20 protein-coding genes are annotated in these 19,709 nt (G+C 54.4%); 7 read left to right on the top strand and 13 right to left on the bottom strand.

The features are described 5' to 3' along the window. Positions 1–55: 55 nt before the first annotated feature. From AC6I8T_RS17250 to AC6I8T_RS17230, 5 genes are read right to left on the bottom strand one after another with little or no spacing between them, the layout of a single operon-like run. Positions 56–1,366: an NAD(P)/FAD-dependent oxidoreductase gene (locus tag AC6I8T_RS17250; RefSeq protein ID WP_208723646.1), complete on the bottom strand. Its 1,311-nt coding sequence runs from the start codon at positions 1,364–1,366 to the stop codon at positions 56–58. Positions 1,367–1,383: 17 nt separating this feature from the next. Continuing rightward, entirely contained in the window at positions 1,384–2,133 is a 750-nt protein-coding gene (locus tag AC6I8T_RS17245; RefSeq protein WP_208723647.1) for an amino acid ABC transporter ATP-binding protein, read from the bottom strand. Then, positions 2,130–2,939 (bottom strand): amino acid ABC transporter permease, encoded by an 810-nt coding sequence (locus AC6I8T_RS17240; RefSeq protein ID WP_021186178.1) that lies wholly within the window; start codon positions 2,937–2,939, stop codon positions 2,130–2,132. The genes AC6I8T_RS17245 and AC6I8T_RS17240 overlap by 4 nt, the downstream gene beginning before the upstream one ends. A gap of 3 nt (positions 2,940–2,942) precedes the next feature. Beyond that, entirely contained in the window at positions 2,943–3,653 is a 711-nt protein-coding gene (locus AC6I8T_RS17235) for an amino acid ABC transporter permease (RefSeq protein ID WP_021186179.1), read from the bottom strand. Between the two features lie 17 nt (positions 3,654–3,670). Beyond that, entirely contained in the window at positions 3,671–4,495 is an 825-nt protein-coding gene (locus AC6I8T_RS17230) for a transporter substrate-binding domain-containing protein (protein WP_021186180.1), read from the bottom strand. A gap of 191 nt (positions 4,496–4,686) precedes the next feature. Between AC6I8T_RS17230 and AC6I8T_RS17225 the strand changes: the two genes are divergently transcribed. From AC6I8T_RS17225 to AC6I8T_RS17215, 3 genes are all read left to right on the top strand, one after another. After that, positions 4,687–5,487: an IclR family transcriptional regulator gene (locus tag AC6I8T_RS17225; RefSeq protein WP_208723648.1), complete on the top strand. Its 801-nt coding sequence runs from the start codon at positions 4,687–4,689 to the stop codon at positions 5,485–5,487. Between the two features lie 127 nt (positions 5,488–5,614). Next, complete coding sequence (locus tag AC6I8T_RS17220) at positions 5,615–6,319, top strand: SDR family NAD(P)-dependent oxidoreductase (protein WP_497834175.1); 705 nt, start codon at positions 5,615–5,617, stop codon at positions 6,317–6,319. Positions 6,320–6,347: 28 nt separating this feature from the next. Beyond that, a complete protein-coding gene (locus AC6I8T_RS17215; protein WP_208723650.1) occupies positions 6,348–7,676 on the top strand; it encodes an NAD(P)/FAD-dependent oxidoreductase in 1,329 nt (442 codons plus the stop codon). Positions 7,677–7,772: 96 nt separating this feature from the next. Here the strand turns inward: AC6I8T_RS17215 and AC6I8T_RS17210 are convergent, their stop codons facing one another. Continuing rightward, complete coding sequence (locus AC6I8T_RS17210; protein WP_209012096.1) at positions 7,773–7,979, bottom strand: hypothetical protein; 207 nt, start codon at positions 7,977–7,979, stop codon at positions 7,773–7,775. A gap of 190 nt (positions 7,980–8,169) precedes the next feature. Here AC6I8T_RS17210 and AC6I8T_RS17205 point away from each other — a divergent pair, with 190 nt between their 5' ends. After that, entirely contained in the window at positions 8,170–10,317 is a 2,148-nt protein-coding gene (locus AC6I8T_RS17205; RefSeq protein WP_208723652.1) for an ornithine decarboxylase, read from the top strand. Between the two features lie 175 nt (positions 10,318–10,492). Here the strand turns inward: AC6I8T_RS17205 and mltC are convergent, their stop codons facing one another. Genes mltC through mutY form a run of 3 tightly spaced genes read right to left on the bottom strand, consistent with a single transcriptional unit; the run spans position 10,493 to position 12,981 of the window. Further along, positions 10,493–11,572, bottom strand: coding sequence for a membrane-bound lytic murein transglycosylase MltC (mltC, locus tag AC6I8T_RS17200; protein WP_021186186.1), 1,080 nt, complete (start codon positions 11,570–11,572; stop codon positions 10,493–10,495). 51 nt (positions 11,573–11,623) lie between these two features. Next, positions 11,624–11,896, bottom strand: a complete 273-nt coding sequence (locus AC6I8T_RS17195; RefSeq protein WP_013510385.1) for an oxidative damage protection protein — start codon at positions 11,894–11,896, stop codon at positions 11,624–11,626. After that, positions 11,896–12,981: an A/G-specific adenine glycosylase gene (mutY, locus tag AC6I8T_RS17190; RefSeq protein WP_208723653.1), complete on the bottom strand. Its 1,086-nt coding sequence runs from the start codon at positions 12,979–12,981 to the stop codon at positions 11,896–11,898. The genes AC6I8T_RS17195 and mutY overlap by 1 nt, the downstream gene beginning before the upstream one ends. Positions 12,982–13,135: 154 nt before the next feature. On the opposite strand from mutY, the gene trmB reads away from it, so the two are divergent. From trmB to AC6I8T_RS17175, 3 genes are all read left to right on the top strand, one after another. After that, on the top strand, positions 13,136–13,855 hold the full coding sequence (trmB, locus tag AC6I8T_RS17185) for a tRNA (guanosine(46)-N7)-methyltransferase TrmB (RefSeq protein WP_021186189.1): 720 nt from the start codon (positions 13,136–13,138) through the stop codon (positions 13,853–13,855). Then, complete coding sequence (locus AC6I8T_RS17180) at positions 13,856–14,182, top strand: YggL family protein (RefSeq protein ID WP_021186190.1); 327 nt, start codon at positions 13,856–13,858, stop codon at positions 14,180–14,182. Positions 14,183–14,271: 89 nt separating this feature from the next. Beyond that, positions 14,272–14,988, top strand: a complete 717-nt coding sequence (locus tag AC6I8T_RS17175; RefSeq protein WP_208723654.1) for a YggN family protein — start codon at positions 14,272–14,274, stop codon at positions 14,986–14,988. Positions 14,989–15,068: 80 nt separating this feature from the next. On the opposite strand, the gene ulaA is transcribed toward AC6I8T_RS17175, so the two are convergent. The 4 genes from ulaA to tkt form a co-directional block, all read right to left on the bottom strand. Beyond that, positions 15,069–16,445 (bottom strand): PTS ascorbate transporter subunit IIC, encoded by a 1,377-nt coding sequence (gene ulaA, locus AC6I8T_RS17170; protein ID WP_021186192.1) that lies wholly within the window; start codon positions 16,443–16,445, stop codon positions 15,069–15,071. A gap of 86 nt (positions 16,446–16,531) precedes the next feature. After that, a complete protein-coding gene (locus tag AC6I8T_RS17165) occupies positions 16,532–16,804 on the bottom strand; it encodes a PTS sugar transporter subunit IIB (RefSeq protein WP_021186193.1) in 273 nt (90 codons plus the stop codon). A gap of 35 nt (positions 16,805–16,839) precedes the next feature. After that, entirely contained in the window at positions 16,840–17,301 is a 462-nt protein-coding gene (locus AC6I8T_RS17160) for a PTS sugar transporter subunit IIA (RefSeq protein ID WP_021186194.1), read from the bottom strand. Positions 17,302–17,334: 33 nt separating this feature from the next. Further along, a complete protein-coding gene (gene tkt / locus AC6I8T_RS17155; RefSeq protein WP_497834174.1) occupies positions 17,335–19,329 on the bottom strand; it encodes a transketolase in 1,995 nt (664 codons plus the stop codon). Positions 19,330–19,709: the final 380 nt, after the last annotated feature.

The raw sequence follows: 19,709 nt of genomic DNA, 5'->3' as shown, positions 1-19,709 counted from the left end.
GTGCGTGGTGTCGGAAAAAACTGCACGATAAATCGCGTCGCTACGGGGAGAGGCTTCAATCCCGCGCCTTATCCACCGCATCGCGGAAACGATACCAGCCGGTCACCAGCGGTAAAAACCACGGCTTCCCAGCGTACAGCGGGATCGGTTTAAAGGTGTTGCGCTCAAACGACAGCGGACGCGGCTCGGTGCCGAGCAACTTTTGTGCGGCGCGATAACCCAGCCAGCTCATCAGCGCCACGCCATTACCGTTGCAGCCCACGGCAAAACGCGCATTATCCATTTCACCGGCATAAGCGGTTTTATCCCACGTCATACCTACATATCCGCTCCAGGCATGACTGATGCGATACGGTGCCAGTTCCGGCCAGATCGCCAGCATACGTTGGCGAATACGGATCGCCGCGGTTTTATCGTCGCAATCCATAATGCCGGGACGTGATCCAAACAACAGACGGGTGCCGTCTGGCGACGGACGGGTGTAGATCAGATCGCGACGACTGTCGGTGATCATCCGGCCGCCGGGGATCAACTTCGCCATCAACTCAGGTGGCAGCGGCTCGGTGGCGATCTGATAACTCTTCACCGGCACAATACGTTTTGCCAGATTCGGCGATGCCTGGGCGTCGGTGTAACCGTTGGTCAGAAAAATCACCTGACGTGCGCGCAGCGTGCCACGCTCGGTGTAAATCACTTTGCTACCGCCCTCGGTTTCCACGCCAGTCACGCGGGCATGGGAAAACAGTTGCGCGCCCAGTTTACGCGCCAAATCGCGTAATGCCCGGTTGTATTTACCCGGATGTACGCCACCGTACTCGTCCACCAAAATGCCGCCGTGATAAAAATCGGAACCGATGATCGGTGCCTGAGTTGCGCGATCGATCTTATGCACCGTGACACCGGTAACGCGATGCAGGATATCTCCCATCTGATACAAACCAGCCAGCTGCTTTTGCGTGTGCGCGCCAAAATAGCGGCCACCGATAAACAGATCCGCGTCCAGTTGCTCCTCGCGCACCAGATCCTGAATAAAGGCAAAGGAGGCGATCGAGTCGGCGATCATGCGCTGGAACAGCTCCGGTGGGATGCCTTTGATTGCGCCACCTACCACCAGTTTCTGCCCGCTGCTGATCATCCCACCGGTACGGGTGCTGCCGCCGCTGCCCAGCTCGTTAGCCTCCAGTACCACGACTTTTTTGCCATGACGAGCCAGCTCGATCGCGGCATTCAGCCCGGCAAAACCGGAGCCAACGATCGCGATCTCGGTTTCCGCCGGGAGCGGATCGCGACAGGTTTCCGGCGGTGCGGCTTCCCACCAGTACGGGGTGGTTTTGAAATCTTCAGTAAAAATTGCCTGATCAGACATGATGTCTCTCAACTCCGTTACAACACCTGGCCGAGGAACTCGCGCGTGCGCGCATCCTGCGGATCGTCAAAGAGCTGCGCCGGGGGCGCCATCTCCACAATTTTGCCTTTGTCGGTGAAGCACACCCGGTGCGATACCTCGCGCGCAAAACGCATTTCATGTGTCACCAGCAGACAGGTCAGGCCGTCATCCACCAACTCTCGAATGGTGTTCAACACCTCTTTCACCGTTTCCGGGTCCAGCGCGGCGGTGACTTCATCAAACAGGATGATTTCTGGCTGCATTGCCAGCGCGCGGGCAATGGCGACGCGCTGCTGCTGGCCGCCGGAGAGTTCGCCCGGATAGCGTCCCTCTTTTCCTTCCAGCCGCACTTTTTTCAGCAGGCGTAGCGCGCGCTCGTGTACCGCTTCACGTTGATGTTTCAGTACCTGCATCGGTGCCATCATCACGTTGTCGAGCACGGTTCGATGCGGGAACAGGTTGTATTGCTGGAACACCATTGCCACCTGGTGGCGCAGCGGGCGCATCGCTTTTTCGCTCTCGATCTCATGTACGCGGTGCTCACCAACACGGATAAAGCCGTCGTCGATCGGCAGCAGGCCATTGATACAACGTAAAATGGTGGATTTCCCTGAGCCGGAAGGCCCGATGATGCATACCGCTTCGCCTTTGGTGACTTCCAGCGAAATGCCTTTCAACACCTCGGTGTTGCCGAAAGATTTGTGAATATTGTCCAGCTCGATCAGGGACGGAGTGCGAGCGATCATATGGCATCCCCTTTGGTTTGGTTTTCCAGCCGACGTGCCAGCAGGGCAATCGGGTAGCAATAACAGAAGAACATCAGCAGCACGGTGACGTAGAAGTAGACCAGCGAGCCTTCACTTTCGGTTGCCAGCGTGGTGCGTAGCAACGTCACCACCTCCTGTACGCCGGTCACGGTCGCCAGCGCGGTGGAGATGGCCAGCAGCGCATACAGATTCATCCAGCCAGGAATGATGCGGCGCAGCGCCTGCGGCAGGATCACGATGCGATAGATTTGCCACTGACTGTAGCCAAGCGAACGTGCTGATTCCCACTGACCGCTATGCACCGAATTCACCGCACCGCGAATCACCTCGGCGAAGTTGGCAGCAGTGGGCAGGCTCAGGCCAACAATCGCTTTAAACAGCGGCGACAGCGTAAACTGGAAGCCCAGCCATTCAACGCGGTATGGCAGCAGATACAACATCGAAAACAGCAGCACCAGCCACGGGGCGTTGCGCAGGAAGTTCATCACGGCGCGTGCCGGAATGCTTAACCAGCGGCGTTTCGCCAGCATCATCAAACCGAGAAACAGTCCGAGCACCGTGGCAATCGCCATGCTGGCAATGCCGATAAAGATGTTGAGGATAAAACCGCCGTTGAGCGGCCAGCCGTGCATAGAACCGGTCAATAGCAGCGGCAGTTTTTCCCACACCTGACGCCACTCACCGCCACGATCGGTCACCATGCTGAACAGCAGGATCAACAGACCAATAAACAGAAAGGCGTGACGCGTCTGCTTTTTACGTTTCAGGTACAGAACATCGCTCATGGATCAGGCTCCATAACCAGGATAGGCGAGGGCGCGCTGCACCCAGCCAATCAACCACACCACCAGGCTTACCAGCACCACGTAGATCACCAGGATCAGCAGCATCACTTCCAGCGTGCGGAAGGTGTCGTTGTAGATTTGCCCGGCGGCATACATCAGCTCCGGGACGGTGATCACCGATGCCTGTGAGGTGGTTTTGAACAGGTTGGTCAGCACGTTGGTGAGCGGTGGCAGGCAGATGCGGGAGGCAATCGGTACCTGCACATGACGGAACAATCCCCAGCGCGTGTAACCCAGCGAGCGCGCCGCTTCCAGCGTGGCCTTCGGCACTGCATCGAAGCCGGACCGAAAGGCTTCGATGCACAACGCGCCACCGAACAGGCTGAGCGACACGGTGGCTGACATAAAGGCGCTAATCAGCGGCACCTGTAAGCCGGTCACCGGGTCTTCCGTGGTGAAACCAATCTGCGTTAGCGTGAAATAGAAGAACAACATTTGCAGCAGTGGCGGCGTGTTGCGAAACAGCTCGACGAACAGCTCGATACTGGCATCCAGCCACGCGAGACGGAACGTCAGGCAGAAGGCACCCAACAGGCCGATAACAATGGCGAACGCTGATGAGAGCGCCGCCAGTTCCAGCGTTTGCAGCACGCCCTGAAGCAGCCATTGCTGATACGTGGGGTCGAGCAGCCAGGAGAAATCGAGTCCGAACATATTTCGCTCCTGACGGCTTATTTGGCCGCAGCGCGCGCCGCTTCCGCACGTTTGGCGATATACGGCGACGGTGGCATATCAAACTCTTTTTCCCAGCCAATCAGCTTGTCTTCGCCTTCTGCTTTAACAATTGCTTTATCGACGGCGGCGCGGAAGGCATCGTCTCCTTTACGCAGGCCACCGGCCATCGGCAGGTATTCATAGGGTTTCACCGCGATTTTGTAGTCGCTCCAGCCCGGCTCTTTCAGCTTGTTTTGCAGCGACATGTCATCAAACACCATCGCCACACAGCGATTGTCCTGCAACGCGCGATAGGCTTCCGGCAGCGCGGTGAAGTTCACCAGTTGCAGGCCATATTTTTCTGTCACGGTTTTATTGAAGTAAGACCCCTGGATACCACAGATTTTCTGGCCTTTTAACTGCTCCCACTGGGTAAATTTCACCTCTTTGCGCGCCAGGATCGACGGGCCAGCGGCGGAGACGTACTCATCGGTAAAATCGATCTGTTTGGCACGATCCGGCGTGACGCCGAGGGTTGCCATGATGATGTCGATCTGCCCGGAGTTGAGGAATTGCATACGGTTGGAGGCGTTTACCGGCACCAGCTTGATTTTGTCTGGTGAGCCGAGCAGTTCGTTGGCGATATAGCGCGCCAGGCTGATCTCGAAACCGACGGTGTTGCCGTTGTTGTCCATGTAGCCGTAAGGCGGGTAGTCATTCTTCACCCCGACCGTTAACACGCCGCGGGCCTTGATGTCGGACAGGGTGTCCGCGTGGGTGATTACCGGGGCAGCCAACAGCAACATCGAGGCAGCCAGAATACGCATGCGATGGTTTTTCATAGATATTTCCTCTGTCGGGGTGAATCTGCAGGTGTTGTAAATTTTGTTCTGTGAGCGACTTTTTTTGTTGAAACGCGTTGCTCACTTGTCAACCGAATATGAAATCTGCTAGAAAATTAGTCAACAAAAAACCATATACTGAAATCTTATGATTTAAAGTTTCACAATGTGGAACTTTAGCGGTGAGGCCGATGAGCGAAAATTCGGGGAAAAATGGGGTACAACTGCTGGATCGTGCGGTGATGTTGCTCGATCTGGTCGCCGATGCGGGCAGTGAAGGGACGACGTTAAAAACGCTGTGTGAGCTTTCAGGTCTGAATAAAGTCACCTGCCACCGCATTCTTAATTCGTTGGTGGAACATCAGTTGTTGCAGAAGGTGCAGAGTGACAAATGTTATCGGCTGGGCACCAAGTTACTGGTGTTCGGTGCCAAAGCGGCGCGCGGGCCTGGCCTGCGTCGCCAGTTCCAGCCTGCGCTGGAGCGGTTACGGCAGCAGACCGGTGAGACGGCGATGCTGATGGCGCGCGATCGTGATGATTCGGTGTGCATTGACCGTTACGACAGCGAATACCAGATGCAGACGCTGACCGGTTCGGTGGGCGGAGCGGTGCCGTTGGGCCTTGGGCCTGGCAGTCTGGCGATCCTGGCGTTTCTGGAGGAGGAACAGCAGCAGGCGATTCTGGCGCGTAACCGGGCACGGCTTGATAGCTGGCCGCAACTTACGGTGCAAACCTTGCAGCTCAAGCTGGAGCAGACGCGGCAGCAGGGTTTCGCTATCGATCCGGGGGAGTTAATTCCGGGGATCGCCGGGATCGCCGTGCCGATCATGGTTTCCGGCGCTGGCGTGGTGGGATCGTTGGGGTTGACCTTCCTCTCACCACGTCTGAACCCCGAGGTGCAGCAGCGTTATGTGGCGTTGTTGAAAGAGGAAGTGGCGGCAATTGCGCCACTGATCAGCCCGCTGGATACGCGGTTGCGGGCGTCATTGTAAACACGCGCGATAAATCGCGCCGCTACCGCAGGGAGAAATGGCAGGCAGCGGCGTTTGATGATGCACATATCCGTAGCGGCGCGATTCATCGCGCAGGCTTTAGCCAAACATTTCACAAGGGGGAGCTATGAAAAAATCAACACGTAAAGTCGCGTTAATCAGTGGTGCCAGTCGCGGTATCGGGGCGGCGATTGCCGCCAATCTGCTGGCAAACGGTTGGGCGGTGAGCCTGGGCTGCCGGTCACCAGAGGATGTGCTGGTTAGCGATAGCGAAAATCAGTTGGTATGTCGTTTTGATGCGTTTGATGCCGCCACGGAACAGGCGTGGGTCGATGCCACCCTCGCGAAGTTCGGTCGCATTGATGCGGTGGTACATAACGCCGGCATGATGCTGCCGCTGTCGATCCTGGAAGCCACTGACGACGAGTTCGATCGTACCTTTGACGTTAACGTCAAATCACCGATGCGGTTGAGCCGTCTGACATGGCCCCATTTGCAGGCCAGCGGTGCCGGGCGCATCGTAATGCTGGTGTCGCTTTCCGGAAAACGCGTCAAAGCCGAACGCTCCAGCCTGTATGCCATGAGCAAGTATGCCGCGCTGGCGCTGGCCCACGGGCTGCGCAAAATCGGTGATGCCTATGGCATTCGCTGTACCGCCATCTGCCCCGGCTTTGTCGCCACTGATATGGGGACGGCATTGACCGAGGTGCCCGCAGAAAAAATGACGCAGCCGGAAGATCTGGCGCACCTGATCCGTACGGTTCTGGAATTACCCACCACCACCAGCATCGCCGAAATTCCGGTGAACTGGACGGTGGAAGATAACTATTGATGCCCTTTTACCTGACGAGGAAATAATCATGGGTCCCAGCGTTGATGCAGTTCCCTCTTCGGAAACCTTTCCGACGAGCGCCGATGTGGTGGTGATTGGTGGCGGGATTATCGGCGTGGCGACCGCGTTGTCGCTGGTGCAGCGCGGTGTCAGAACCGTGCTGTTGGAGAAGGGCACGGTGGCGGCAGAGCAGTCGAGCCGTAACTGGGGCTGGTGTCGTCGTACCGGGCGTGACCTGCGCGAGCTGCCGCTGATCAACCTCAGCATGCAGTTGTGGGAGGGGATGAATGTGCGTGTAAACCGCGAAACCGGTTTTCGTCGCAATGGCATCGTTTATGCCTCACGCACCGAACAGCAGCGTGAGCGCCATCAGCGCTGGGTCAATGAAGCGCAACATTACGGTATTCACAGCGAGATGCTGACGCCGCAACAGCTGAGTCAGCATCTGCCGCAGCTACAGGGCAGCTATCCCGGTGGGTTATATACCGCGCTGGACGGGCGCGCCGAACCGCAGAAAGCGGCTCCGGCGATGGTTGCTGCGGCGATGGAGCAGGGACTGAATCTGCAACAGCATTGCGCGGTTCGCACCATTGAACGTACCAATGGGCGCGTGAGCGAAGTGGTCACCGAGCACGGCGCCATTCGTTGTCAGCAAGTGGTGGTGGCGGGGGGAGCCTGGTCACGCCTGTTGTTGCAAGGGCTGGGCGTGACGTTGCCGCAATTGAAGGTGTTGTCGACGGTGCTACGAACCCGTCCGGTGGATTTCGATCCTGGTGCCTGCGCCAGCTTCGGTAGTGTTGCGCTGCGTAAACGGCTGGATGGTGGCCTGACGGTCGCCAGTTCGGCCACCAATACCGCCGATATCACGCTGGATTCGTTACGTTTTAGCCCACGCTTTATGCCTGCCTTTTGGGTGGAACGTAAATCGTTGCAGTTGCGTCTCGGTAAGCGTTTTGTCGATGAAGCGCTGCGCTGGAAGCCCGGCCAGCCAGATAAACGATCGATCTATGAAGTGCTGCGCGTGCTCGATCCGGTGATTAATCCGTTGATCGTACAGCGCATGCGTCAAAACCTGGCAGAGTTGCTGCCACCGCTACGCGATCTGCCGGTGGCGCAGAGCTGGGGCGGGTTAATTGATACCATGCCGGATGCCATTCCGGTGATCTCCGGGATTGATCAGGTAGCCGGGTTGTATCTGGCGACCGGTTTTTCTGGTCACGGATTCGGTATCGCGCCCGGAGCCGGTCAGCTGATGGCGGATCTGGTGCTGAACAGCACGCCGTCGGTGGATGCCCAGCCGTTCCGCTTTAGCCGGTTTAGCGATGGTGAAAAGATTCGCGCGCAGCATTGGTTGTAATGCTTTGTTATCAATATCCGCGCCTTGCATAAATTTGCATAAGGTGCGGATAATTAAGCACTTTTAATTTTATCGGTTGATAAAAAACATTTTTTATCAATAAGTTATCGCTATGCGGAAATTGCGGGTAGCGGGTTGTTCCGGCAAAAAAAAGATGACATTATTGCGCCCCTGATAGTTATCCACCCCCTTAATCACTGAGGACGCCGCCATGGTCGGTACAATGCGCATCTGCACTTGTTCCTGTTCGCTTCGCTGCAAGCGTTCCTCCGTCATCTGTTGTTCGCATTTCTCGCTCACCATGCGGTGAGGCCAGCCACGCGCTCACTGTTGGACATGAGTAAAGACAGACATTTTCTGACTTTACTGATGTCTATCGGTTGCGGCTGTGATCTCTTTTTGCACCGATCCGTCTGACGTTATTCGCCGGGGAATCTTCCTCATTGCTGTGCCACTGGCACCCACTCATCCTTGACCTCTGGGGATTTGTGTTATGACACCACTGAAAATTGCTGCCAGCGCTGCTGTAGCGCCAAACCTGAGCCTGAACACCATGCGCGACGTGGTGACGCTGGACAATACTGACTTTACCGACGTAGCGGCTGTTGTCGTCTCTTTGGCAGATACGCGGAGTGGCGTGTTGGCGTTGTTGCGCCATACCGGCTTCAATCTGCCGGTGTTCGTTGCCAATGCCTTTGACGAAGAGGTGCTGCAACTGCCGGGCGTCGTTGCCGAGATCAACGGTGCACCGGAAGAGTGGGACGCGTTGGAAGAAGCGGCGCAAGCTTATGAAGCGGAACTGCTGCCACCGTTCTTTGACACCCTGACACGCTATGTTGATATGCAAAACAGCACCTTTGCCTGTCCGGGGCATCAGGGCGGCGCCTTCTTCAAAAAGCATCCGGCTGGTCGTCAATTCTATGAATTCTATGGCGAAAACGTCTTCCGTTCCGATATGTGCAACGCGGATGTCAAACTGGGCGATTTGCTGATCCACGAAGGCTCAGCCAAAGACGCACAGAAATATGCGGCCAAAGTCTTCAACGCCGATAAAACCTATTTCGTGTTGAACGGCACTTCCAGCGCCAACAAAGTGGTGACTAACGCACTGCTGACGCGTGGCGATCTGGTGCTGTTTGACCGTAACAACCATAAATCCAACCATCATGGCGCGTTGATTCAGGCCGGTGCCACGCCGGTATATCTTGAAGCGGCGCGCAACCCGTTTGGCTTTATTGGCGGTATTGATGCGCACTGCTTTGACGAAGCATATCTGCGCGAGCAGGTAAAGAAAGTCGCGCCGAAGCGTGCCAAAGAGCAACGTCCGTTCCGTCTGGCGATTATCCAGCTCGGCACCTACGACGGCACGGTGTACAACGCACGCCAGGTGGTGGACCGCATTGGCCATCTGTGTGATTACATCCTGTTTGATTCGGCCTGGCTGGGTTACGAGCAATTTATCCCGCTGATGGAAGGCTGCTCACCATTGACGCTGGAGCTGAACGAGAACGATCCGGGAATTTTCGTCACCCAGTCGGTGCATAAGCAACTGGCCGGTTTCTCGCAAACCTCTCAAATTCACAAGAAAGATAACCATCTGCGTGGGCAGAAACGTTTTTGTCCCCACAAGCGCCTGAACAATGCCTTTATGCTGCACGCCTCAACCAGCCCGTTCTACCCGTTGTTCGCCGCGCTGGATATCAACGCGCGTATGCATCAGGGCGAGGCGGGTCGTAGCATGTGGCACGAGTGCGTCACGCTGGGCATTGATGCACGTAAAGCGATTCTGGAACGCTGTGAGATGATCCTGCCATTTCTGCCGGAGCAGGTGCACGGTAAACCGTGGCAGGCAGCGGAAACGGAGGCTATCGCCGCCGATCCGGCTTACTTCAGCTTTGAACCAGGCGCGAAATGGCACGGATTTTCCGGATATGCCAGCGAGCAATATCTGGTGGATCCCTGCAAACTGTTGCTGACCACGCCGGGCATTGATGCCGCCAGCGGGGAATACACCGAGTTCGGCATTCCGGCCACCATTCTGGCGAACTACCTGCGTGAAAACGGCATCGTGCCGGAAAAATGCGACCTCAACTCGATTCTTTTCCTGCTAACGCCAGCGGAAAGCGCCGAGAAGATGGCGCATCTGGTCGCGATGCTGGAGCAGTTTGAGCAGCACGTTAAAGAGGATGCGCTTCTGGCGGAGGTACTCCCGAGCGTGTATCGCAAAAATATGGCGCGTTATCAGGGGTATACCCTGCGCCGTCTGTGCCAGGAAATGCATGATTTGTATGTCAGCTATGGCGTGAAAGATCTGCAAAAAGCCATGTTCCGCGAAGCCTGCTTCCCGCCGGTTAAGGTGAACCCGCAGGATGCGCATCAGGCATATATTCGCGGCGACGTTGAGTTAGTGCCGATTGCCAAAGCGGAAGGACGTATCGCCGCTGAGGGTGCGTTGCCTTATCCTCCGGGCGTTCTGTGCGTGGTGCCGGGCGAGGTATGGGGTGGGGCGGTGCAGCGCTATTTCCTCGCACTGGAAGAAGGTATTAACCTGCTGCCGGGATTCTCGCCGGAGTTGCAGGGGGTTTACACCGAAGAGGATGACAGCGGGCGTAAGCATTTAGTGGCGAATATGATGGTTTGATTGTGCTTGCTGTTGCCCTCATCCCGGCCTTCTCCCGCAAGCGGGAGAAGGAGATGTGCAATATGCTGAATCTTCGCCCTCTGCCGTAAGCGGGAGAAGTCTGCCCGATCTACCCCCTCTCCCGTCTTGCGGGAGAGGGTTGGGGTGAGGGTTGGGGTGAGGGAACTGACCGCACTTAATAACGGTGATAACTGCGCTGGGCGCTGTTCACCTTGTACAGATAACGACGTGATTCCGCTGATGGATGGTTGGTGGTGAGCGTCTGATATACCTGCCCCGGCGACATACCATTAATCATCGCAAACGCGCGATCTTTATCGCTGGAGAACACCCGCAATACGCTGCCCGCGCCGCCATTATAAGCGGTAATCACTGCATAACGGCGTGATACCGGGTCCTGGATTCCACCCAGATAGGTGTTCTGCAACAACGACAGATAGGCCGTACCGGCATCAATGTTGTTCTCCGGATCAAGCAGATAACTACGGCTGGGTTTACCCCATTTGCCCTTCATGCGGAACACATCAACCCCGGCGGTATGTTGCACTACCTGCATCAGTCCCAGCGCATCAGAATTACTCACCGCATAGGGGTTGAAGCTCGATTCGGTCTGCATAATTGCCAGAATCAATGACGCATCCACGCCATACTCTTCTGCGGCTTTGCGTACCATTGGCAGGTATTTGTGCGCACGCTTGTCGAGATGGTTCGGCACCATCGGGATGGTCACCGACCAGATAACATGCAAGCCAGAGGTGCGTTTTTGCAGTTTGTTCTGAATCAGGTAGTCAGCAAAGTTACCAGCACGGCCCTGCCAGCGAATGGCCTGGCCGGTGTTGTCCAGCACCTGGCCGTACAGCATTGGCTCTTTACTGATCTGAATATCGTTGGCATCTGAATAGAGATCCACATTACCCGGTTCATCACCCATCAACAGCGTGGTGATGATCGCCTGACGCAGGCTCGCCATCGGATCGGTGCCGGAAATGGTTTCAATGGTAATGCTACCGCTATCAAAGTTGATATGGCTGCGGGTGTAATAGTTGTCGCTATATTTGACGTAATCTTTGGGGCCTGCGATCAGAACCTCATTGATTCCCCAAATATTTTCAATGTTATGGGCGAACTGACCCATCAGAATGTCGAAACCGTTGGTGTCCTTAACCCACTCTTCGTGATATTGCCCTTGTTTGTGTCCGGAGCAGGAAACCAAAAGCGGTGCGATTGCCAGCAGGGCGATCAATTTTTTATTCATTGTTAATGCAAGCCTGACCTGAAAAGGGCCTCAAGGTGAGGCCCAGAAAGTTTATTTTTCCGGCGGTGTGTAACCTTCAATGTGCACATCTTTGCCTTCAAACAGGAAATTCACCATCTCCTGTTCCAGCACTTTGCGATCGCCTGGGTTCATCATGTTGAGTTTTTTCTCGTTGATCAGCATGGTCTGCTTGGTCATCCATTGCTGCCAAGCCTCTTTGGAGATTTCGTTGTAGATGCGCTTACCCAGCTCGCCAGGATAGAGCTGAAAGTCCTGACCTTCAGCGTCGCGTTGCAGATAAGTACAAAAAATAGTGCGGCTCATTACTCTTCCTCTTCGGTCACTCGCGTATGCAGTGCCAGTTGCTGGGGATGTCGCAGTTCATGCAACAGGCGCTCGACCGGCGCAGCCAGACCCACTGACGGTGGTTGCGCTAAGTTATACCAGAGACCGCCTGCTTCATCCATCAGCGACCCGGACGAAGGCCATGCCAGCCACATAGGCACAATATCCAGATGGAAATGGCTGAAAGTATGGCGGAATGCAGTGAGCTGCTGCGGTTTGGCGTGAATACTGCGTTCTGCCAGCCAGTCGGTCATCGCCTGTTCGGTGGTGAATTGCGGGAAGCAGAACAGGCCGCCCCACAGGCCCACGGGTGGGCGTTGTTCCAGCCAGACATCATCACCGTGTTGCATCATCAGAAACCAGCCACTGCGTTCGGGCAGCGTCTGCTTAGGTTTTTTGCCGGGATAGTTGGCCCAACTGGCATTGGCATATGCGACACAGCCGCTGCTAAGCGGGCAAATCTCACACTTCGGACGTGAGCGGGTACACACTAACGCGCCGAGATCCATCATCGCCTGATTAAACTGGCTGACGCCCTGTGCTGGCGTCACTTCTTCGCTCAGTTGCCATAGCCGCTTCTCGACCTCTTTTTTCCCCGGCCAGCCTGCTACGGCGTAGCAGCGCGCCAGCACACGTTTAACGTTGCCATCGAGGATGGGGAAGTGTAGTCCCAGCGACAGCGACAATATCGCCCCCGCCGTTGAGCGGCCAACACCCGGTAACGCGGCCACGTCATCAAAGTTACGCGGGAACTCACCAGCGTGCTTATCCACCACCTGCTTTGCCGCTTTGTGCAGGTTACGCGCACGGGCGTAATAGCCCAGACCGGTCCACAGATGCAGCACCTCATCCAGTGGCGCAGCCGCCAGATCGGCAACCGTGGGGAAGCGCGCCATAAAGCGTTCAAAATAGGGAATGACGGTGGCAACCTGGGTCTGCTGCAACATCACTTCGGAGAGCCATACTTTGTAGGGCGTTTTCTCCTGCTGCCAGGGCAGGGTTTTGCGACCAAAGCGCTGATACCAGTCCAGCACCTGTTGCGCGAACTGCGGCGCTTGCATCATAAGAAGGAAATTTTCCGTGGTTACTCTACACTCAGGCAGGAATTCCAGCATAGAGACATCAGGGTGTAAACCGGAAGTTTGCAAAGGCTTGCTTCTGCTATTGAACTTTGCATAATGCGCGTTTCCCTGAACACGCTAATCAACAGGCTTTGACATGATTAATGACGTCATCACCCCAGAATTTGATGAGAACGGGCGGCCATTGCGCCGTATCCGCAGTTTTGTGCGCCGCCAGGGGCGCTTAACCAAAGGGCAGCAGCTGGCACTCGATCAATACTGGCCGGAGATGGGCGTCGAGTATCAGCCGGAACCGCTGGATTTGACCGCGTTGTTCGGCCGTGATGCGCCGCTGGTGCTGGAAATTGGTTTTGGTATGGGAGCCTCGTTAGTGACGATGGCGAAAAATAACCCGCATCAGAACTTCCTCGGCATTGAAGTTCATGCGCCAGGTGTTGGTGCGTGTCTGGGTTCAGCAAAAGAAGCGGGCGTGGAAAACCTACGTGTGATGTGTCACGACGCCGTTGAAGTGCTGGAGAAGATGATTCCAGATAACTCGTTGCGCATGGTGCAGTTGTTCTTCCCGGACCCCTGGCATAAAGCGCGCCACAACAAACGTCGTATCGTTCAGGTACCGTTTGCTGAGCTGGTCATGCGTAAGCTGAAGTTGGGCGGTGTCTTCCATATGGCGACCGACTGGGAAGCCTACGCCCAGCACATGCTGGAAGTAATGAGCAGCATTCAGGGTTATCAAAACCTGTCTGCAAGTCATGATTACGTGCCGCGTCCGGAGACGCGTCCGTTAACCAAATTTGAGCAACGCGGGCAGCGACTGGGCCACGGCGTTTGGGATCTGATGTTTGAGAGGGTGAAATAAATGGCCACACAGCGCAGCCGTCGTTTACGTAAAAAATTGCATATTGATGAGTTTCAGGAACTGGGTTTCTCCGTTGCCTGGCGTTTTGCCGAAGGTACCAGCGAGGAGCAAATTGACAGCACGTTGGATGCTTTCATCAATGAAGTGATTGATCCAAATGGTCTGGCTTACGATGGTAGCGGTTACCTGGTCTGGGAAGGGTTGGTGTGCCTGCAACAAACTGGCAAGTGCACCGATGAGCATCGTGAACTGGTTCGCAAATGGTTACAGGATCGTGGCCTGACAGACGTGCAGGTGACTGAACTCTTTGATGTGTGGTGGGACTAAGAATCCTGTAGACGGTACTTATTGGTACACCCCGTAGCGGCGCGATAAATCGCGCCGCTACGGTTCCGCAAATGGACGCAGGAGATTTCATGGTTCGTAAAGCGCTTCTCGCCGCGTTATTGCTGGCGGCGACACAGGCTCAGGCTGCTTATGAATGCAGCGTTAAGCCACAAGATGATGTGATTATTAAGCCGCAGAGCGTGCAGGTGGTGGGAGAGAACGGCAACCTCGAAATCTCGCCGCAGGGTGACGTGCAGTTCAATGGTCAGAAAGTTAGCGTTGATAACGCGACGCGCCAGAAAGCGATCAACTATCAAAATGCGTTGCGCCGTGACTTGCCCTGGATTGATCAAGGTGCCAGCACGCGACTGGAGCGTAGCCGCGTTGCTTTGGATCAGGTGATTGTCGAGAAGCTGGGGCCAAACAGCAACGTGCGTAATCGTCTTACTAAGCTGGATGGTCAGCTGAAGCAGCAGATGAACCGCATTATCGAACATCGCAATGATGGTCTGACTTTCCATCATCAGGCCATTGATCAGGTGCGTGCCGACGGTGAAAAGCTGGTGCAAAGCACTATGGGCGGCATCTTACAGGACAGCCTGAACGAGATGGGTAGCCAGCAGACAGGTGGCGGCAATAACCCATTGCAGGCGCTGATGGGCAATCTTGGTGGTTTACAACAGTCGATTCAAACCGAGTGGAACAAGCAGGAGCAGGATTTCCAGAATTTTGGCCATGAAGTATGTAATCGTGTGACGGATCTGGAAGGGCAGCGTAAAGGCCTGGTACAAGGTTTTAAAGGTTAATTTCGTAGCGGCGCGATTTATCGCACGGTTTTTTCCGACACTGCGCGATAAATCGCGCCGCTACTTTTCAGTGATAAGTTTTATTCGCCTTTCACTTCTTTTGCCACGGCCTTATTGCTGGTGGCAAAGTTATAAATAACCAGCAGAGCGAAAATCCCGGTAATCACCATAGTGATGGTGCCCTTGTCCATATATCGGGCCATATTGCCGAGGATGATCCCGGTGACACCAAAGTCGGTATCCGAGAAGGTGGTGTTGGTTAATCCCAACGCGCCCAGTACTGGTAACAGCGCTACCGGCAGGAAGGTAATTAATACACCATGTGCGAACGCACCGAGCATTGCACCACGTTTACCTCCGGTCGCATTACCGAATACCCCGGCGGTGGCACCGCAGAAGAAGTGAGGCACTACGCCTGGCAGAATTAATACCCATTTCAGCTGGCCGAGGATAAATAATCCAACCAGACCCCCAACGAAGCTGGAAATAAAGCCAACCAGTACCGCATTCGGCGCGTAAGGGAATACAATCGGACAGTCGAGTGCCGGGCGTGCATTTGGCACCAGCTTCTCAGAGAAACCGGTAAACGCCGGGACGATTTCTGCCAGAATTAAACGAACGCCTTGCAGAATAATAAATACGCCAGCCGCGAAGGTGATCGCCTGCACGAATGAGTAGACCAGATAGTTCTGACCATGACTGAAATGGCTTTCCACATACTCTTTGCCCGCAGAAACGGACAGAATAAAATAGATAATCATCATCGTCAGGGAAATAGAGATGGTGCTGTCACGCAAAAAACTCAGGTTTTTTGGCATGTTCATCTCTTCGGTAGATTTTGAACCTTTACCGACTAATGAACCAATCCAGCCAGACAACACGTAACCCACCGTGCCGGTATGGGCTAACGCGACCTGGTCATGGCCGATGATTTTACGCATATGCGGCTGAGCCAGCGCCGGGAAAAATGCCATCAACATGCCGAGTGCCAGTGAACCGGTGTAAATAAGCTGGACACCTTCGAAGCCGGCCACCGACAGAATAATTGCCACCATACAGGCCATGTAAAATGTCACATGACCGGAAAGGTAGATATATTTCAGGCGGGTAAAGCGGGCAACCACAATATTCGCCACCATACCAAACGCCATAATCAGCGTGGTGGGCGCGCCGTATTTTTCCAGTGCAATGGAAACCATCGCTTCGTTGTTAGGGATAATTCCCTGTACATCAAATGCCTGCTTAAAGATATCACCGAGTGGCGTCAGTGAACCAACCAATACGGAGGCACCACCTGCCAGTACTAAGAAACCCAGAATCGTTTTTACCGTGCCTTTAATCACATCCGGGAACGGTTTTCTTTGCGCGACCAGACCAAATAAAGCCACCAACCCTACGAGGATTGAAGGCACTTTCAGCACGTCGACAACTACCAATAAAAGGTTTTGGATAAACATATTAACCTCAGCGGTAAGCGTTCTATTTTTTCAGGTTGCATATACCCTGGTTGCAACCTGAATTATTAAGGGTAGAGAAGGTTGAGTCAGGCTTTATTAAAATATTCGCGGATCTTTAGCTCAAGCTCTTTGATGTCAATGATGTTATTGATGATGATGACTTTGTCCTCAGGCAGGTTCGCACTGTAGGCAATGTCTTTACCCATCACAAAAACATCAGCAACATCCGGGGTAACTGAACCCAGATCGGAATGTTCGACATCCGCTGTGATTTCGATGGCTTTAAGAACTTTTTTAATGTTCATTTCCATCATAAAACTGCTTCCCAGGCCTGAGCCACAAACCGCCATAATTTTCATATAACACCTCTTGATTCGTATTCTGAATGGTTTTCTTAATTAACAGCCTTATCTGCCAGTAAAATGGCGCTCAATTCTTCTTTACTACCTGCGTTGAATAATCGCCCCATCGTCTCGTCATCGGAAAGGACTTCAGCCAGTTGCGAAATCATTTCAATATGGCTGTTACTGTCCGGTGCTGAGAACATAAAAATAGCATCAACCGGATCATTTTCATCCGCATCGAATTTAACGGCATGGCCCAGTTTGACAATCGATAACCCCAGTTTTTGCGCTCCCTGTTCAGGGCGCGCGTGGGGCATAGCGATACGTGGTGCGATAACAAAGTAGGGACCAATGTCCTCTTTTTGCTGAATGATGACATCAATATATTGCTGAGAAATGGCGCCTTCATTCAGCAGTGGGCGTCCTGCAACCTGAATTGCCTCTTTCCAGTCAGAGACATTTTCCAGGTATTGGATCTTTTCCTCATTCAGCCACTTTGACAGATTCGACATAGTTATATCCTGAATTAAAGTCGTATTCGGTGTTTACTTCAGCAGGCTACGGGCGGTCTCAAGGACATTCTCCACCGTAAAGCCAAAATGTTTGAACAGGACGTTGGCCGGTGCTGACTCACCAAATGATTTCATACCAATCACTTTCCCATCCAGACCGGTATACCGCTGCCAGAATCCTTCGATGCTGGCTTCCACCGCCAGACGTTGACGCACGTCTTTCGGTAGTACCGATTCTTTATATTGTTCGTCCTGTTGATCGAAACGCTCGGTACAGGGCAGGGAAACCACCCGCACTTTGCAGCCTTCTTCGCGCAGCACTTTAGCGGCGGCAACCACCAACTCGATTTCTGAACCGGATGAGATCAGCAACAACTCGGGCTTGCCATCACAATCGACAAGGACATAACCACCACGGGAAATATCCGCCACCTGGGCCGCCGAACGCGGTTGCTGCTCAAGCGGTTGTCGGGTAAGGACCAGCGCGGTTGGTCCGTTTTGGCGTTCAATCGCCTGACGCCATGCCACCGCGACCTCAACCTGGTCGCAGCCACGCCAGGTTTCCATATTGGGTGTCAGTCGCAGCGAAGCTAATTGTTCCACCGGTTGGTGGGTTGGGCCATCTTCGCCCAAACCGATGGTGTCGTGGCTATAGACGAAGACCGAACGGATTTTCATCAGCGCCGCCATACGCACCGCATTGCGTGCATACTCCATAAACATCAGGAAAGTGCCGCCGTAGGGGATAAAACCACCATGCAGCGCCAGGCCATTCATGATGGCTGACATACCGAATTCACGCACACCGTATGAGATGTAATTTCCCGCCGGATTTTCAGCGCTGAAATCGACAGAGGTTTGCTGTCGGGTCAGGTTTGAGGGTGACAAATCCGCTGATCCACCCAGCAGTTCCGGCAGTAAATCGGCAAAATGGTTCAGGCACTTTTGGCTGACCTGACGGGTGGCAAGATTAGCTGGCGTTGCCTGCAATCCGGCGATGTAGCTGTCCATGTCCTGTGCCCAGTTGGCAGGCAGCTCACCCTGCATACGGCGGCTAAATTCCGCCGCCAGCTCCGGCCAGCGCTGTTGATAAGCGGCAAACAGGTGATCCCACTCTTGCTGGTTTTTTCCACCCTGCTCGGTTGCATCCCAGGCCTGGTAGATGGCAGCGGGAATTTCAAAGGGCGCATGCGGCCAGTTCAGAGCTTCACGCACCAACGCGACTTCTGTGCTGCCAAGGGCTGAGCCGTGGCAATCGTGGCTATTGGCTTTATTCGGTGAACCAAAACCAATGATGGTTTTGCAACATAGCAGGCTGGGTTTGTCGGTGACGGCTTTGGCTTCACGCACCGCAGCATCCACTGCCGCTGCATCATGTCCGTCGACACCTTCAATCACATGCCAGCCATAAGCGCGGAAGCGGGCGGCGGTATCTTCTGAGAACCAGCCTTCCACATGCCCATCAATCGAGATGCCATTGTCGTCCCAGACGGCAATCAGTTTGCCGAGCTGCAAAGTGCCTGCCAGGCCACATGCCTCATGGGAGATCCCTTCCATCAGGCAGCCATCGCCTAAAAACAGCCAGGTGTAATGATCGACCAGCGCGAAATCCGGTTTATTGAACTGTGCCGCCAGCCCTTTTTCGGCAATCGCCATCCCGACGGCATTTGCCACGCCCTGACCAAGTGGGCCGGTGGTGGTTTCTACGCCGGGTGTATAACCGTATTCGGGGTGTCCTGGCGTGCGGGAATGCAACTGGCGAAACTGACGGATGTCTTCAATGGTCACATCATAGCCAGTCAGATGCAGCAAGGAATAAAGCAGCATGGAGCCATGTCCGTTGGACTGAACGTAGCGATCACGGTTGAACCACTGTGGGTTTTTGGGGTTGTGGCGTAAGTGGTGACGCCATACCACTTCGGCAATATCCGCCATTCCCATTGGCGCGCCAGGATGCCCTGAATTGGCTTGCTGGATCGCATCAATGCTCAGAAATCGAATCGCGTTTGCTAACTCTCTATTTACCATGAACTGATCTCGCTCTAGCGCTGTTTTATGCAGAAATCCTGACTGTCATCGCTGGGTCGGTGGTAAAAGATGTCCAGTCACTTCCCGGTGGCTGCCCCTGGTGTGGCGCCCTGTCGTGATGTGTGAAGATATTCCCACCGTCATCCTGCTTTCGGCTGGGAAGTCACAGCATCTAAATAAATAATGATAAATATCATTATCTTGATTTGATTTGTTATGCAGGTGTCCTGATTTTTATTTTATATCAATCGGGTTTTATGGTTGCCTGATTAAGTCTATACATGTTTAATGTGTCTAGTCATCTTGATGATGCACCTGGACGTGTACAGATACAATATGTAAGATTCAAATCTGGCTGGACACCCTGAGCGGGAGTGCAA

This window comes from Pantoea sp. X-Soil-OKNW-556, assembly GCF_059730695.1.
The sequence above is the reverse complement of the archived record's forward strand: the minus strand, read 5'-3'. Positions and strand labels throughout refer to the sequence as shown.